This is a genomic window from Escherichia sp. HH26CH (assembly GCF_009820205.1).
GTDB classification, from domain to species: Bacteria; Pseudomonadota; Gammaproteobacteria; order Enterobacterales; family Enterobacteriaceae; genus Escherichia; species Escherichia coli_F.
On record NZ_VNXM01000064.1, the window covers coordinates 69,609 to 84,166 of the forward strand.

Here is a 14,558-nt window from a genome sequence, read left to right on the forward strand (position 1 = left end):
CTCTCTTTTGCGCCTTCTGCAACCATCATGTTGCAGAAGGCCTTGTTTTTCATGGAATACAACATGTCTATCAGCTCAGTAATCAAATCATTACAAGATATTATGCGCAAAGATGCCGGTGTGGATGGCGATGCGCAGCGTCTCGGTCAGCTCTCCTGGCTGCTGTTTTTGAAAATCTTCGATGCCCAGGAAGAGGCGCTGGAACTGGAGCAGGATAACTATCAATATCCGATCCCACAGCGTTATTTATGGCGCAGTTGGGCCGCAAACGCTCAGGGCATTACCGGTGATTCCCTGCTGGAATTCGTTAATGATGATCTGTTCCCGGCGTTGAAAAACCTCACTGCGCCTATCGATAAAAACCCACGCGGCTACGTGGTGAAGCAGGCGTTCAGCGATGCCTATAACTATATGAAAAACGGTACGCTACTGCGCCAGGTGATCAACAAGCTGAACGAAATTGACTTTACCAGCGCCAGCGAACGCCATCTGTTTGGTGATATTTACGAACAGATCCTTAAAGATCTGCAATCTGCGGGCAATGCTGGCGAATTCTATACGCCACGCGCCGTCACTCGCTTTATGGTGGATCGCGTTGATCCGAAACTCGGCGAATCCATTATGGACCCGGCCTGCGGTACGGGCGGTTTTCTTGCCTGCGCGTTCGATCATGTAAAGAACAAATACGTGAAGAGCGTCGCCGATCATCAGACGCTGCAACAACAGATCCACGGTGTCGAGAAAAAACAGCTTCCGCACCTGCTGGCGACCACCAATATGCTGCTGCACGGCATTGAAGTGCCTGTACAAATTCGTCACGACAACACCCTGAACAAACCGCTTTCCTCCTGGGATGAGCAACTGGATGTCATTGTTACCAACCCGCCGTTTGGTGGCACGGAAGAAGACGGTATTGAGAAGAACTTTCCAGCAGAGATGCAAACCCGCGAAACGGCGGATCTGTTCCTGCAACTGATTGTGGAAGTACTGGCGAAAAACGGTCGCGCAGCGGTGGTATTGCCGGATGGCACACTATTTGGCGAAGGCGTTAAAACCAAAATCAAAAAACTGCTTACCGAAGAGTGCAACCTGCATACCATCGTGCGTTTACCGAATGGGGTGTTTAACCCCTATACCGGCATTAAAACCAACCTGTTGTTCTTTACCAAAGGTCAGCCAACCAAAGAGATTTGGTTCTATGAGCATCCGTATCCGGCGGGCGTGAAAAATTACAGTAAAACCAAGCCGATGAAGTTTGAAGAGTTTCAGGCGGAAATCGACTGGTGGGGGAACGAGGCCGATGGTTTTGCCAGCCGCGTCGAGAATGAGCAGGCGTGGAAAGTCAGCATTGATGACGTGATTGCGCGTAACTTCAATCTGGATATTAAAAACCCACATCAGGCGGAAACCGTTAGCCATGATCCGGACGAACTGTTAGCGCAGTATGCAAAACAGCAGGCGGAGATCCAGACGCTGCGTAATCAACTGCGCGATATTCTTGGCGCTGCGCTGTCTGGCAAGGAGGTTAACTAATGAGTGTGGAAAAGCTGATCGTTGATCATATGGAAACCTGGACCTCGGCGTTGCAAACCCGTTCCACCGCCGGGCGCGGCAGTTCCGGAAAAATTGATTTATATGGCATTAAGAAATTACGTGAGCTGATTCTGGAACTGGCTGTGCGCGGTAAACTGGTGCCGCAGGATCCGAACGATGAACCGGCGTCGGAGCTGCTGAAGCGTATTGCGGCGGAAAAAGCAGAGCTGGTGAAGCAAGGTAAAATTAAAAAGCAAAAACCACTGCCGGAAATTAGCGAGGAAGAGAAGCCGTTTGAATTGCCGGAGGGATGGGAGTGGGCAAGAATCAATGACATAGCTTCATTTACAAATGGATATGCATTTAAGAGTAGCGAGTTTCAGAATTCTGGAGTTGGTATAGTCAAAATAGGTGATATCGACAGTTCCGGGTTTATTTCTACCGCAGGTATGTCATATGTTAGTGAAAAAAAAATAAATGTATTACCCGAAGAGATGAGGGTTAATCCTGGTGATATGGTTATTGCTATGTCTGGAGCAACAACAGGGAAACTAGGATTTAATAAAACAAAAAGCACGTTCCTTCTAAATCAACGAGTCGGTAAAATTGTGACTTACTCAGTTGACAAAGAGTTCATTTATCACTATTTATCTACAAGAATTGAAGAAAATCTATCTATTTCTTTAGGTAGTGCAATACCAAATATTAGCACAGCACAAATAAACAATATCATTATTCCAATCCCCCCATCAGATGAACAAGTTAAAATAATAGCCAGAGTTAAGTTACTTATTTCCCATTGCGACCAACTGGAACAGCAATCCCTGACCAGTCTCGACGCACATCAGCAACTGGTTGAAACCCTGTTGGGAACACTTACAGACAGCCAAAACGCCGAGGAACTGGCTGAAAACTGGGCACGTATTAGCGAGCATTTCGACACCCTATTTACCACCGAAGCCAGCGTGGATGCGTTAAAACAGACCATTCTGCAACTGGCCGTAATGGGTAAACTTGTGCCGCAGGATCCTAATGACGAACCTGCCTCTGAACTGCTCAAACGAATTGCGCAGGAAAAAGCTCAACTGGTGAAAGAAGGGAAAATAAAAAAACAAAAACCGTTGCCCCCGATTAGCGATGAGGAAAAACCTTTTGAACTGCCGGAAGGGTGGGAATGGATTAGACTAGGAAATATTGGTGAAGTTAAAGGGGGCGGAACCCCAAGTAAAAACAATCCTGATTTTTGGAAAGGTAATATTCCATGGGTTTCACCAAAGGATATGAAGGTTAATTACATCTCCAAAAGTCAACTAAATATTTCAAAAGAGGCTGTATTGGAGAGTTCAGTACATCTAATTCCTGAAAATAGTCTTATTTTTGTTGTCCGAGGCATGATTTTAGCCCATACATTCCCCGTAGCAATAACAAAAAAAGAAGTCACTATTAATCAAGATATGAAAGCCATATCAACTAATCAATTAAATACTGATTTTTTAATTTACTTACTTAAAGCAAACGAGACTCGAGTAATATGCTTAGTTGACCGCTCCTCTCATGGCACATGTAAACTTGTTTCAGATAAACTTTTCAATTTGGTTTTACCGTTGCCTCCATTAGAAGAACAATTTCGTATTACAGAACGAATAAATATGCTATTAGCTTATTGTGATAGATTGGAAAATTATATAAACCTAAAAAAACAAACCCAACTGCACCTTGCAGACGCACTGACTAACGCGGCGATAAACTAATTTTCCCGCCCTCAAAAAAGCAATAAAGCGGCTCAATAGCCGCTTTATTCACATCACCAAAAATTATATCTCACGCTAATTTTCATCTTATTTTCATTAATTTTTAGCTGGACTTTCCCCATATTTACTGATGATATATACAGGTATTTAGCGCGGTGCGGATGTGCGCCAACACACCCGCACCGCTCATCACAATCACTATTATCGGAGAATAGCAGTTATGACTGACACGCATTCTATTGCACAACCGTTCGAAGCAGAAGTCTCCCCGGCAAATAACCGTCAATTAACCGTGAGTTATGCGAGTCGCTACCCGGATTACAGCCGTATTCCCGCCATCACCCTGAAAGGTCAGTGGCTGGAAGCCGCCGGTTTTGTCACCGGCACGGCGGTAGATGTCAAAGTGATGGAAGGCTGTATTGTCCTCACCGCCCAACCACCCGCCCCCGAAGAGAGCGAACTGATGCAGTCGCTGCGCCAGGTGTGCAAACTGTCAGCGCGTAAACAGAAGCAGGTGCAGGAGTTTATTGGGGTGATTGCCGGTAAACAGAAAGTCGCCTGATACATTGACCCGGTAGCGCCAGTGCTACCGGGTATTATTCGCCACGTTATACCAACGCGCTCTCCATCTGTTTTTCAAATGCCTGACGGATTAATCCCATAATGTAAGGAAGTTGTGCGAGGTCGCTGAAACCAATTTCTACATCGCCATTGCCCCAGCGCCCAACATTTGTCACATCTTTGGCAATACCTTTCGGATCGACCAGTTCATGAAACTGCATATTAAGCGACAATCGCAGTCGGCTTTTTTGCGGCACAACATCAACAAAATTCGTTTCCGCTTTAAACGCAATATAGAGCTTCAATACTTCCTGCGTGATCCCTGCGTCCAGGCGCATAACTTCATCGCTAAGATGATCGAATAACACCCGGCTATGCGAACCATCAGCAAGAAAAGGATAATCACTCAGGCTGTAACTGGTTTTGTTTTCCGGCTGCCCCCGATAAACAGCTAAAACCTCTTCAGGAAGAGAAGGCGCTTGCCAGACCTGAACCGCGAGATCGGCCAGACGATCGGCTCGGGCGTGAATGGCAGCTTCATCCCATTTTTCGCACTGTCCAAGACCGATATTCAAATAAAGCGGGCTATGCTTAAAGCCGTCTTCAATATCGCGTTTTTCCGCGAAAGGTCTGTCACTGTAGCGGGAGTTATAGCGCGTTAAAGTGAGATTCCCCAACGTATGCAACAATTCTTTATGAATACGCTGCCAGTCGCTTCCCAGCTCTTCGCGCCATTTAGCCGACAGATTTTCATTCTGCGGCATAATGTGCTCAATCGTAAACTCTTCCACGCGCTCTCTGCGTTTATCGTTTTCCAGTCGTCGTAACCAGTAGCTGCGACTGCGGAAGTTATAGAGATCGCGAACTTTTAATTCCCGTTTAAATTCATCATCGTTGGGGAAACGACGATATGAAGGCAGGTTCATAAAATGTACCTGAATACTTTCCAGATAATTTTCTTTATTAATGATCTTATAAAAAGTGGCAAACGTCTTGTTAAGAGAATTTGTTGGTATCGCACATACTGCACGGCGGAAAACATAAGATTCAATTAAACGAATTATGCTCAGGAAATCTTCGTGAGACAAATCGCCATTTTTATAGTCATGATAAAGCGCCAGTAAGAAAGGATACGCTACATCGACCTTTAACTCGCGCAAATCCTGAAAAGCCGTAGCAAGCGATTTGTCACTTTCTTTTCCCAATGCCATTGCACAGTAATACTCCGCGTAGATGTGAATATCTTCAACCAGCCGATCTACGCCTTTTTCAGCAACACTCTGGCTGCGGGCATGGAGTTTAAATGCCTCATAGACTTCATCTGTCCGAGGGATCTCCCCCGTTTTTACCGTCAGATAATGACGCATAAAACTGTCAAAATATTCGCTGTAACCTTGCTGACCAAAGGCGACTTCCATGGGTCGCCAGTGATCTTCATACAACCGGGTTTGATGCTCTGGTTCGAGGCCCATCAGAATAAAATTGCGCACCAGATCGGCCTGACTTAACGCCTTACCGGTGGAGTTCATACTTTCAAAAATCAGTTGCGGATTATCCTGACCACGATTAAGCGCCACATCGACAATTAATAACTTTGCTAACCCACGACATAAGGGAATCAAGTCATCCCCGAGTTTGGCAATTTGTTCATCAAAGAAAGTAAAGTTTTCCATTATTCGATGGGAATAGTTTTCTGGCATTGGTCTTTGTTTTATTAACGCCAGCAAACTGTCTTTATCAGTCTCGGTCAGCAGTAATTTAAATCCTTTCTCGCCGGACTCATAAGGATTGAGTAAATAATAATTACGCAATTTCATTGCCGAAAAGCCATCAAACACTTCGTCTTCGCCAAGATGACGCGATAAAGCCTCAATCAGCAACATTGCGGTCGTCAGCCTTTGTTGACCATCAATGACCAGTAACGGAGAAATACCAGAAACCTGATACAACCCCTGCTCAATATAAACAACCGAACCGATAAAATGCGCTGATATATCGTCACGCTTTCCGGCACGAATGATGTCGTCCCAAAGTTGCCGACATTGTTGTTCTGTCCATGAATAAGTCCGTTGATAAATGGGAATAACAAACTGCTGCGAACGTTTTAAAAAATCGAGTAGGCGGGCTTCTGTAGCTTTCATTCTGACGTCTATCCGTGAAGCGATGATTTCGCAATAATAACCACTTCCTTGTGGAGGTTATAGAGAAATCCTGTTTATCCGCGACGAACTGCCCCCTCACTCCACATCCTCCCTGCGTAACCCGATATCCCTCAACCGCTCATCACTCATCTGCTGTAACACGCGTCGGGTCTGCATTTGCCGCCGCCAACGCCTCACCGCCTGCCAGAGTTGCACCAGGCCGATAAACTGCGCTTTAGCTTTGTTTTCATGAAATTCCATCTGCTGCCTCCTCATCTTTCAGAGGCTTCATCATCCGTCTTCTGGCAGTTCACAATACAGATGCAAATATTAGTTTTATTTAACATACAGACAGGTTAAAACAGCATCTGCATCCGGTTTTTTAGCCTCATCTGTACCGGTTTTTCTCTCTGTATGGTCCACATAAGGAATACAGCATGACGCGTTATCAACATCTGGCGACTCTGCTTGCCGGGCGGATTGAGCAAGGGCTGTATCGTCACGGGGAGAAATTGCCGTCGGTGCGTAGCTTGAGTCAGGAGCACGGCGTCAGCATCAGCACCGTGCAGCAGGCGTATCAGATGCTGGAAACGATGAAGCTCATCACTCCGCAGCCGCGTTCGGGGTATTTTGTCGCACAACGTAAAGCCCAGCCGCCAGTGCCGCCGATGTCACGTCCGGTGCAGCGCCCGGTGGAAATTACCCAGTGGGATCAGGTACTGGATATGCTGGAGGCGCATAGCGACAGTTCCATTGTTCCGTTAAGCAAAAGCACGCCGGATGTCGAAACGCCCAGCCTGAAACCACTCTGGCGGGAGCTAAGCCGGGTGGTACAGCATAATCTGCAAACCGTTCTCGGTTATGACTTGTTAGCCGGTCAGCGAGTGTTGCGAGAGCAGATTGCCCGCCTGATGCTCGACAGCGGCTCGGTAGTCACCGCCGATGACATCATCATCACCAGCGGCTGCCATAATTCGATGTCGATGGCGTTAATGGCGGTGTGTAAACCGGGCGATATTGTCGCGGTCGAATCCCCCTGTTATTACGGTTCAATGCAGATGCTGCGCGGCATGGGCGTGAAAGTGATTGAAATCCCAACCGATCCAGAAACTGGCATCAGCGTTGAAGCGCTGGAGCTGGCGCTGGAACAGTGGCCGATTAAAGGCATCATTCTGGTGCCAAACTGTAATAATCCGCTGGGATTTATTATGCCGGACGCACGCAAACGGGCCGTTCTCTCTCTCGCCCAGCGTCATGATATTGTGATTTTTGAAGATGATGTCTATGGCGAACTGGCAACGGAGTATCCGCGCCCGCGGACCATTCATTCCTGGGATATCGACGGGCGAGTGCTGTTGTGCAGCTCTTTCAGTAAAAGTATTGCTCCAGGCCTGCGCGTGGGTTGGGTCGCACCGGGGCGCTATCACGATAAACTGCTGCATATGAAATACGCCATCAGCAGCTTTAATGTGCCGTCCACGCAAATGGCGGCGGCAACGTTTGTGCTGGAAGGTCACTATCATCGCCATATCCGGCGGATGCGGCAGAATTATCAGCGCAATTTGGCGCTTTATACCTGCTGGATACGGGAATATTTTCCCTGCGAAATCTGTATTACGCGCCCGAAAGGCGGATTTTTACTGTGGATAGAATTGCCTGAACAGGTCGATATGGTCTGCGTCGCGCGACAGCTGTACCGCATGAAAATCCAGGTAGCGGCAGGCTCGATTTTCTCGGCTTCCGGCAAATACCGTAATTGTCTACGCATCAACTGCGCTTTACCGCTCAGCGAAACCTATCGCGAAGCACTGAAGCAAATTGGCGAGGCCGTGTATCGGGCAATGGAATGAATTCGAAATAGTGGCGAAGCGCCTGATTTCCTCTCACGAATCGCGTGTGACTCGTTTTATCTTTGCAGGGTCATCGTCACGTTCCTGCATGGCTTAGGCAAAGTGCGCTTCGTTCATGCCGGATGCCATGTGAACGCCTTACCAGGTCTACAAAATCTTTAAAGTTCAATATAGTGAATGGGTTATGTAGACCTGATAAGCGTAGCACATCAGGCTGCTTTGCGTTTGTCATCAGTCTCTGATTAGTACTCGATCCATGGATCACGCTTGCTTTCAGGCAAGGGCTGATCTAATGCCTGCATTTGCTCTGCCGAAAGTCCGGTATATCGTTGTATCCATTCAGGATCGGCCCCATTCTGCAACAACAATCGGAGGAGGCTCCGTTCCCCTTCTACTTTCCCTTCTTTCCTCCCCCTCTCCCTTCCCAACAGCCATCCATCATTATGAATTCGCTCTGCAATTGTCATTATTCGCTCCCTGTGGTGTGGCATTCGCCTGGTAAGTTCGCTGATAAACGCCTTAAAACGCGCTTCATCGCCAGTCAGTAAAATGTAATTTAACAGCGCAGTTATCTGGCTGTCATTAGCACACCCTGTAACCAGTAATACTGCCAGTTGATCAATAAGCCCCATTAGATCGCGCTGGCGAATATGCTTTTGGATCAACTCCAACAGGGCGACTCTGCGGTGTTGCACAATCTCGTCGTCTGGCACGACAGTGATATCCACCAGCGGGAACGCGGCGGTATAAAGCTTCCGTGCGATAGTCGGGTCGGCAAATTCGTCCAGCCAGCACAAAGACCAGGGATAAGGACTACGGCTACCGTGATAAAACAGCATCGGAATGACCAGCGGTAGCGGTCGGCGTTTATCATGCTCTATATGGCGCTGCATCACCGCCATGGAATAGCGCATCAGCCGAAAAGCCATGTGAATATCCTCACGGCTCTGATGTTCAATCACCACATAGATATAGCCATCTCCTTTACGGGTCTTTACCGACCATAAAATATCGGAGTGTAGCGCCCGCAATTTTTCATCGACAAAGCTGGCGGATTCCAGTTTTAAGGTGTCGAGATCGCACAGTTCACGTAAATCTTTAGGTAAGTGAATCTCCATAAAATCCCGCGCAGTGTCAGGGTGCGTGAGAAAAGATTTAAATAATGCATCATGCGGCGTGCTGGTCGTGAAGTTTGTCATGGCGATCCATCACCTGTTGAAAAAGATGGCCTGACTTTAGCGACTAACAAAACCACTCTCACCCGGCAATTTCCCATTCCCCGAGGCGCTTTCCAGGCTATTTTTATTCTTCTGCAAACGATACATTTTTCCGGAAACAGGCTCGTGTTTTTACATGTCCTGTACCCGGCAGATATTCCCCTTTCCACCGCGCTCTTTTGATTAACCGCAAATTTTAATTAAACTTAAGGTGTATATTTTCTATGCAACCCATCAATTAAAGAGGTGTAATGTGCTGATGACTATTTGTAATCGTTATACATTCTGACCCGAAGTCAGAAAGTATTTCTCTGTCTGTGTGTTCACAGGCAGTGTGGTTGATTACATGAAATTCAGTACATTTGCAGTCTCGTTGCCCTTCTCACCTGCCTTTCGTCATTACCGATGGTATTGAATTTCGTTTTCCCCGTTGAGGTTCTCCGGACAAGGAGTTGTTTGTTATGCCACGTTTTTTTGCCCGCCATGCCGCCACGCTGTTTTTCCCGATGGCGTTGATTTTGTATGACTTTGCCGCGTATCTGTCGACGGATCTGATCCAGCCTGGGATCATTAATGTGGTCCGTGATTTTAACGCCGATGTCAGTCTGGCCCCGGCTGCCGTCAGTCTCTATCTCGCTGGCGGTATGGCGTTACAGTGGCTGCTGGGGCCGCTCTCCGACAGAATTGGCCGCAGGCCGGTGCTGATTACCGGGGCGCTAATTTTTACCCTTGCCTGCGCCGCGACAATGTTCACAACGTCTATGACACAGTTTCTTATCGCGCGTGCAATTCAGGGCACCAGTATCTGTTTTATTGCCACCGTTGGTTATGTCACGGTGCAGGAGGCGTTCGGACAGACAAAAGGGATCAAGTTGATGGCGATTATCACCTCCATCGTACTGATTGCGCCGATTATCGGCCCGCTTTCCGGCGCAGCTCTGATGCACTTTATGCACTGGAAAGTCCTTTTTGCCATCATTGCGGTTATGGGTTTTATCTCATTTGTTGGCTTACTGTTGGCGATGCCAGAGACGGTGAAGCGCGGCGCGGTTCCGTTTAGCGCCAAAAGCGTCTTGCGCGATTTTCGTAATGTCTTTTGCAATCGGCTGTTCCTCTTTGGCGCAGCAACCATCTCTTTAAGCTATATCCCGATGATGAGCTGGGTGGCTGTCTCGCCGGTGATCCTTATCGATGCAGGCGGCTTAACAACTTCGCAGTTCGCCTGGACACAAGTTCCGGTGTTCGGCGCGGTGATTGTCGCGAATGCCATCGTGGCGCGTTTTGTTAAAGATCCGACCGAACCGCGGTTTATCTGGCGTGCCGTACCTATTCAACTGGTCGGCCTCGCTCTGTTGATTGTCGGCAATCTGCTGTCGCCGCATGTCTGGCTGTGGTCGGTGCTGGGCACCAGTCTGTATGCTTTCGGGATTGGTTTGATTTTTCCGACCTTATTCCGCTTTACGCTGTTTTCCAATAACTTACCGAAAGGGACCGTCTCCGCATCGCTAAATATGGTGATCCTGATGGTGATGTCGGTCTCGGTCGAAATCGGCCGCTGGCTATGGTTTAACGGCGGTCGCTTGCCGTTTCATCTGTTAGCCGTTGTGGCGGGCGTTATCGTCGTTTTCACCCTGGCGGGATTGCTCAATCGCGTGCGCCAGCATCAGGCAGCCGAGCTAGTGGAGGAGCAGTGATTTTTGCGCGATCCTGCCGTCAGGCTCTATTCTTAACGTTATGAATAAACTCATCGAACTCAGACGCGCCAAAAGGTTGGCGCTCTCTTTACTGCTTATCGCCGCTGCTACCTTTGTCGTTACGCTGTTTTTGCCGCCCAATTTTTGGGTGAGCGGCGTGAAGGCGATTGCTGAAGCGGCGATGGTCGGCGCGCTGGCTGACTGGTTTGCGGTGGTGGCGCTATTTCGCCGCGTGCCGATTCCGATTATTTCTCGTCATACGGCGATTATCCCGCGTAATAAAGACAGGATTGGTGAAAATCTCGGCCAGTTCGTGCAGGAAAAATTTCTCGATACCCAGTCGCTGGTGGCATTGATTCGACGTCACGAACCGGCGTTGTTGATTGGCAACTGGTTTAGTCAGCCGGAAAACGCCCGCCGCGTTGGTCAGCATCTGTTGCAGATCATGAGCGGTTTTCTTGAACTGACCGATGATGCGCGCATTCAGCGCCTGCTTAAGCGCGCAGTCCATCGGGCGATTGATAAGGTCGATCTTTCTGGCACCAGTGCACTGATGCTGGAAAGCATGACTAAAAACGATCGCCATCAGGTGCTGCTGGATACGCTGATCGCACAGTTGATCGCCCTGCTTCAGCGCGATAAATCGCGCAAGTTTATCGCCCAGCAAATTGTTCGCTGGCTGGAGAGCGAGCATCCACTGAAAGCCAAAATTCTCCCCACAGAATGGCTGGGCGAACATAGCGCGGAGTTAGTTTCTGACGCGGTGAATTCTTTGCTTGATGATATTAGTCGCGATCGTGCGCATCAGATCCGCCATGCGTTTGATCGCGCCACCTTCGCCCTGATCGACAAGCTGAAAAACGATCCGGAAATTGCAGCGCGAGCCGATGCCGTAAAAAGCTATCTGAAAGAAGATGAAGCTTTTAACCGCTATCTAAGTGAATTGTGGGGGGATTTACGGGAATGGCTGAAAGCGGATATCAACAGTGAAGATTCTCGTGTGAAAGAACGTATCGCACGAGCGGGTCAATGGTTTGGCGAAACGTTAATTGCCGATGATGCCTTGCGGGCGTCGTTAAATAGTCATCTGGAACAAGCCGCGCACCGTGTCGCGCCTGAGTTTTCCGCATTCCTGACGCGCCATATCAGCGATACGGTAAAAAGCTGGGATGCGCGGGATATGTCGCGGCAAATCGAGTTAAATATTGGCAAAGATCTGCAGTTTATCCGTGTCAACGGTACGCTAGTTGGCGGTTGTATTGGGCTAATTTTGTATTTGCTGTCGCAGCTCCCGGCCTTGTTCCCCCTCGGCAATTTTTAGAAATCCATGAAAAACTAAGTGGCTAACCGCGAGAGAGATCAAATAAACCACACTAAAAGAATGGTAATAATGTGGCCTCTTTTCATTATCTCCCGTGGTACGGGGAAGGAAAATTATGTCACTTGTCACCGATCTACCCGCCATTTTCGCTCAGTTCTCTGAAGCTCGCCAGAAAGGCTTTCTCACCGTCATGGATCTCAAGGAGCGCGGCATTCCGCTGGTTGGTACCTACTGTACTTTTATGCCGCAAGAGATCCCAATGGCAGCCGGTGCGGTTGTGGTTTCACTCTGTTCCACCTCTGATGAAACCATTGAAGAAGCCGAGAAAGATCTGCCGCGCAATCTCTGCCCGCTGATTAAAAGCAGCTACGGCTTCGGCAAAACCGATAAATGCCCCTACTTCTACTTTTCTGATCTGGTGGTCGGTGAAACCACCTGCGACGGCAAAAAGAAAATGTATGAATACATGGCAGAGTTTAAGCCCGTGCATGTGATGCAATTGCCCAACAGCGTTAAGGACGATGCCTCGCGTGCATTATGGAAAGCTGAGATGCTGCGCTTACAAAAAGCGGTAGAGGAACGTTTTGGACACGAGATTAGCGAAGATGCTCTCCGCGATGCCATTGCGCTGAAAAACCGCGAACGTCGCGCACTGGCCAATTTTTATCATCTTGGGCAGTTAAATCCTCCAGCGCTTAGCGGCAGCGACATTCTGAAAGTGGTCTACGGCGCAACCTTCCGGTTCGATAAAGAGGCGTTGGTTGACGAACTGGATGCAATGACCGCCCGCGTTCGTCAGCAGTGGGAAGAAGGCCAGCGACTGGACCCGCGTCCACGCATTTTAATCACCGGCTGCCCAATTGGCGGCGCAGCAGAGAAAGTGGTGCGCGCGATTGAAGAGAATGGCGGCTGGGTTGTCGGTTATGAAAACTGCACCGGGGCAAAAGCGACCGAGCAATGCGTGGCAGAAACGGGCGATGTCTACGACGCGCTGGCGGATAAATATCTGGCGATTGGCTGCTCCTGTGTTTCGCCGAACGATCAGCGCCTGCAAATGCTCAGCCAGATGGTGGAAGAATATCAGGTCGATGGCGTAGTTGATGTGATTTTGCAGGCGTGCCATACCTACGCGGTGGAATCGCTGGCGATTAAACGTCATGTGCGTCAGCAGCACAACATTCCTTATATCGCTATTGAAACAGACTACTCCACCTCAGATGTCGGGCAGCTCAGCACCCGTGTCGCGGCCTTTATTGAGATGCTGTAAGGAGTGGCAGTGGCATATTCGATTGGCATTGATTCCGGCTCAACCGCCACCAAAGGGATCTTACTGGCAGACGGCGTGATTACGCGCCGTTTCCTCGTTCCAACACCCTTTCGCCCGGCAACAGCAATTACTGAAGCCTGGGAAACTCTGCGCGAAGGGTTAGAAACAACGCCGTTTCTGACGCTCACCGGCTACGGGCGGCAACTGGTGGATTTTGCCGATAAACAGGTGACGGAAATCTCCTGTCACGGGCTGGGCGCACGGTTTCTTGCGCCAGCAACGCGCGGGGTAATCGACATCGGTGGTCAGGACAGCAAAGTGATTCAGCTTGATGACGACGGTAACCTGTGCGATTTCCTGATGAATGACAAATGCGCGGCAGGAACAGGGCGTTTCCTGGAGGTGATCTCGCGCACGCTTGGCACCAGCGTCGAGCAGCTCGACTGCATAACGGAAAATATCACGCCGCACGCTATCACGAGTATGTGTACGGTCTTTGCCGAATCGGAAGTGATCAGCCTGCGCTCAGCGGGCGTCGCGCCAGAAGCGATTCTCGCCGGAGTGATTAACGCGATGGCGCGGCGGAGCGCTAATTTCATTGCTCGTCTCTCCTGTGAAGCGCCGATTCTGTTTACTGGTGGCGTTAGTCATTGCCAGACGTTTGCCCGGATGTTGGAAACTCATCTGGGAATGCCGGTAAATACCCATCCTGATGCGCAATTTGCTGGCGCAATTGGCGCGGCGGTAATTGGTCAACGAATGAGAAAACGCACATGAAAGAGTATCTGTTTTTATTTCACTCCACGGTCGGCGTCATACAAACCCGCAAGGCGTTGCAGGCAGCGGGCATGACTTTTCGCGTCAGCGATATTCCCCGTGATTTACGCGGCGGCTGCGGGTTATGCATTTGGCTGACCTGTCTGCCCGGCGAGGAAATACAATGGGTGATCCCTGGGCAGACCGAAGCGATATATTGCCAACAGGGCAGCAACTGGCAGTGCGTGGTGCATTACGATTCAGAAGCGTCAACCAGGCAATAAGATCTTTAAATATAACGCCCGGATATTTGGCTGCACATAATCCTGCATGAAGGAAGTTGTATTAAATATCTCGCCTGCTGTGAAATATTTCCCATCCACAAAATGAGCGATTTTTGATAGCACCTTGCTATTGCGCGTCTAAAATACAATATACATTGTATTATACTTAAAACATAATTATGC

At 48.9% G+C, this 14,558-nt stretch carries 12 protein-coding genes and 1 pseudogene; 9 read left to right on the forward strand and 4 right to left on the reverse strand.

Going from position 1 to position 14,558, the window contains the following annotated elements:
• Positions 1 to 63: 63 nt before the first annotated feature.
• From FQ015_RS19935 to symE, 3 genes are all read left to right on the forward strand, one after another.
• On the forward strand, positions 64 to 1,533 hold the full coding sequence (locus FQ015_RS19935; protein WP_001387312.1) for a type I restriction-modification system subunit M: 1,470 nt from the start codon (positions 64 to 66) through the stop codon (positions 1,531 to 1,533).
• Positions 1,533 to 3,284, forward strand: a complete 1,752-nt coding sequence (locus FQ015_RS19940; protein WP_160524406.1) for a restriction endonuclease subunit S — start codon at positions 1,533 to 1,535, stop codon at positions 3,282 to 3,284. The genes FQ015_RS19935 and FQ015_RS19940 overlap by 1 nt, the downstream gene beginning before the upstream one ends.
• Positions 3,285 to 3,504: 220 nt before the next feature.
• On the forward strand, positions 3,505 to 3,846 hold the full coding sequence (symE, locus tag FQ015_RS19945) for an endoribonuclease SymE (RefSeq protein ID WP_039020406.1): 342 nt from the start codon (positions 3,505 to 3,507) through the stop codon (positions 3,844 to 3,846).
• Positions 3,847 to 3,892: 46 nt separating this feature from the next.
• Here symE and FQ015_RS24365 read toward each other — a convergent pair whose 3' ends face one another.
• The 3 genes and pseudogenes from FQ015_RS24365 to FQ015_RS24760 all read right to left on the reverse strand — a co-directional run bounded on the left by FQ015_RS24365 (position 3,893) and on the right by FQ015_RS24760 (position 6,247).
• Positions 3,893 to 5,056 (reverse strand): GmrSD restriction endonuclease domain-containing protein, encoded by a 1,164-nt coding sequence (locus tag FQ015_RS24365; RefSeq protein WP_160524407.1) that lies wholly within the window; start codon positions 5,054 to 5,056, stop codon positions 3,893 to 3,895.
• 276 nt (positions 5,057 to 5,332) lie between these two features.
• A pseudogene (locus tag FQ015_RS24370) lies at positions 5,333 to 5,986 on the reverse strand (DUF262 domain-containing protein); the annotation flags it as partial.
• 96 nt (positions 5,987 to 6,082) lie between these two features.
• The gene (locus FQ015_RS24760; RefSeq protein WP_160524408.1) at positions 6,083 to 6,247 is read right to left on the reverse strand and encodes a DUF1127 domain-containing protein; all 165 of its coding nucleotides are present in this window, start codon (positions 6,245 to 6,247) and stop codon (positions 6,083 to 6,085) included.
• Positions 6,248 to 6,423: 176 nt separating this feature from the next.
• Here FQ015_RS24760 and FQ015_RS19965 point away from each other — a divergent pair, with 176 nt between their 5' ends.
• Positions 6,424 to 7,836, forward strand: a complete 1,413-nt coding sequence (locus FQ015_RS19965; RefSeq protein WP_039020408.1) for an aminotransferase-like domain-containing protein — start codon at positions 6,424 to 6,426, stop codon at positions 7,834 to 7,836.
• A 242-nt stretch (positions 7,837 to 8,078) separates the two neighbouring features.
• Here the strand turns inward: FQ015_RS19965 and FQ015_RS19970 are convergent, their stop codons facing one another.
• Complete coding sequence (locus tag FQ015_RS19970; protein WP_160524409.1) at positions 8,079 to 9,035, reverse strand: Rpn family recombination-promoting nuclease/putative transposase; 957 nt, start codon at positions 9,033 to 9,035, stop codon at positions 8,079 to 8,081.
• Positions 9,036 to 9,514: 479 nt separating this feature from the next.
• Here FQ015_RS19970 and mdtM point away from each other — a divergent pair, with 479 nt between their 5' ends.
• From mdtM to FQ015_RS19995, 5 genes are all read left to right on the forward strand, one after another.
• Positions 9,515 to 10,747: a multidrug efflux MFS transporter MdtM gene (gene mdtM / locus FQ015_RS19975; RefSeq protein ID WP_039020410.1), complete on the forward strand. Its 1,233-nt coding sequence runs from the start codon at positions 9,515 to 9,517 to the stop codon at positions 10,745 to 10,747.
• Between the two features lie 40 nt (positions 10,748 to 10,787).
• Positions 10,788 to 12,068, forward strand: a complete 1,281-nt coding sequence (locus FQ015_RS19980; protein ID WP_160524410.1) for a DUF445 domain-containing protein — start codon at positions 10,788 to 10,790, stop codon at positions 12,066 to 12,068.
• A 115-nt stretch (positions 12,069 to 12,183) separates the two neighbouring features.
• The gene (locus FQ015_RS19985; protein ID WP_106907627.1) at positions 12,184 to 13,335 is read left to right on the forward strand and encodes a double-cubane-cluster-containing anaerobic reductase; all 1,152 of its coding nucleotides are present in this window, start codon (positions 12,184 to 12,186) and stop codon (positions 13,333 to 13,335) included.
• 9 nt (positions 13,336 to 13,344) lie between these two features.
• Positions 13,345 to 14,112 (forward strand): putative 2-hydroxyacyl-CoA dehydratase activator YjiL, encoded by a 768-nt coding sequence (gene yjiL, locus FQ015_RS19990; protein WP_160524411.1) that lies wholly within the window; start codon positions 13,345 to 13,347, stop codon positions 14,110 to 14,112.
• Complete coding sequence (locus FQ015_RS19995; protein ID WP_105271141.1) at positions 14,109 to 14,375, forward strand: DUF3343 domain-containing protein; 267 nt, start codon at positions 14,109 to 14,111, stop codon at positions 14,373 to 14,375. Before yjiL ends, FQ015_RS19995 begins: the two co-directional genes overlap by 4 nt.
• Positions 14,376 to 14,558: the final 183 nt, after the last annotated feature.

Coding starts and splice junctions, on each gene's coding strand:
- FQ015_RS19935 (WP_001387312.1), top strand. CDS start 64: ATGTCTATCAGCTCAGTAATCAAATCATTACAAGATATTATGCGCAAA.
- FQ015_RS19940 (WP_160524406.1), top strand. CDS start 1,533: ATGAGTGTGGAAAAGCTGATCGTTGATCATATGGAAACCTGGACCTCG.
- symE (WP_039020406.1), top strand. CDS start 3,505: ATGACTGACACGCATTCTATTGCACAACCGTTCGAAGCAGAAGTCTCC.
- FQ015_RS24365 (WP_160524407.1), bottom strand. CDS start 5,056: ATGGCATTGGGAAAAGAAAGTGACAAATCGCTTGCTACGGCTTTTCAG.
- FQ015_RS24760 (WP_160524408.1), bottom strand. CDS start 6,247: ATGGAATTTCATGAAAACAAAGCTAAAGCGCAGTTTATCGGCCTGGTG.
- FQ015_RS19965 (WP_039020408.1), top strand. CDS start 6,424: ATGACGCGTTATCAACATCTGGCGACTCTGCTTGCCGGGCGGATTGAG.
- FQ015_RS19970 (WP_160524409.1), bottom strand. CDS start 9,035: ATGACAAACTTCACGACCAGCACGCCGCATGATGCATTATTTAAATCT.
- mdtM (WP_039020410.1), top strand. CDS start 9,515: ATGCCACGTTTTTTTGCCCGCCATGCCGCCACGCTGTTTTTCCCGATG.
- FQ015_RS19980 (WP_160524410.1), top strand. CDS start 10,788: ATGAATAAACTCATCGAACTCAGACGCGCCAAAAGGTTGGCGCTCTCT.
- FQ015_RS19985 (WP_106907627.1), top strand. CDS start 12,184: ATGTCACTTGTCACCGATCTACCCGCCATTTTCGCTCAGTTCTCTGAA.
- FQ015_RS19995 (WP_105271141.1), top strand. CDS start 14,109: ATGAAAGAGTATCTGTTTTTATTTCACTCCACGGTCGGCGTCATACAA.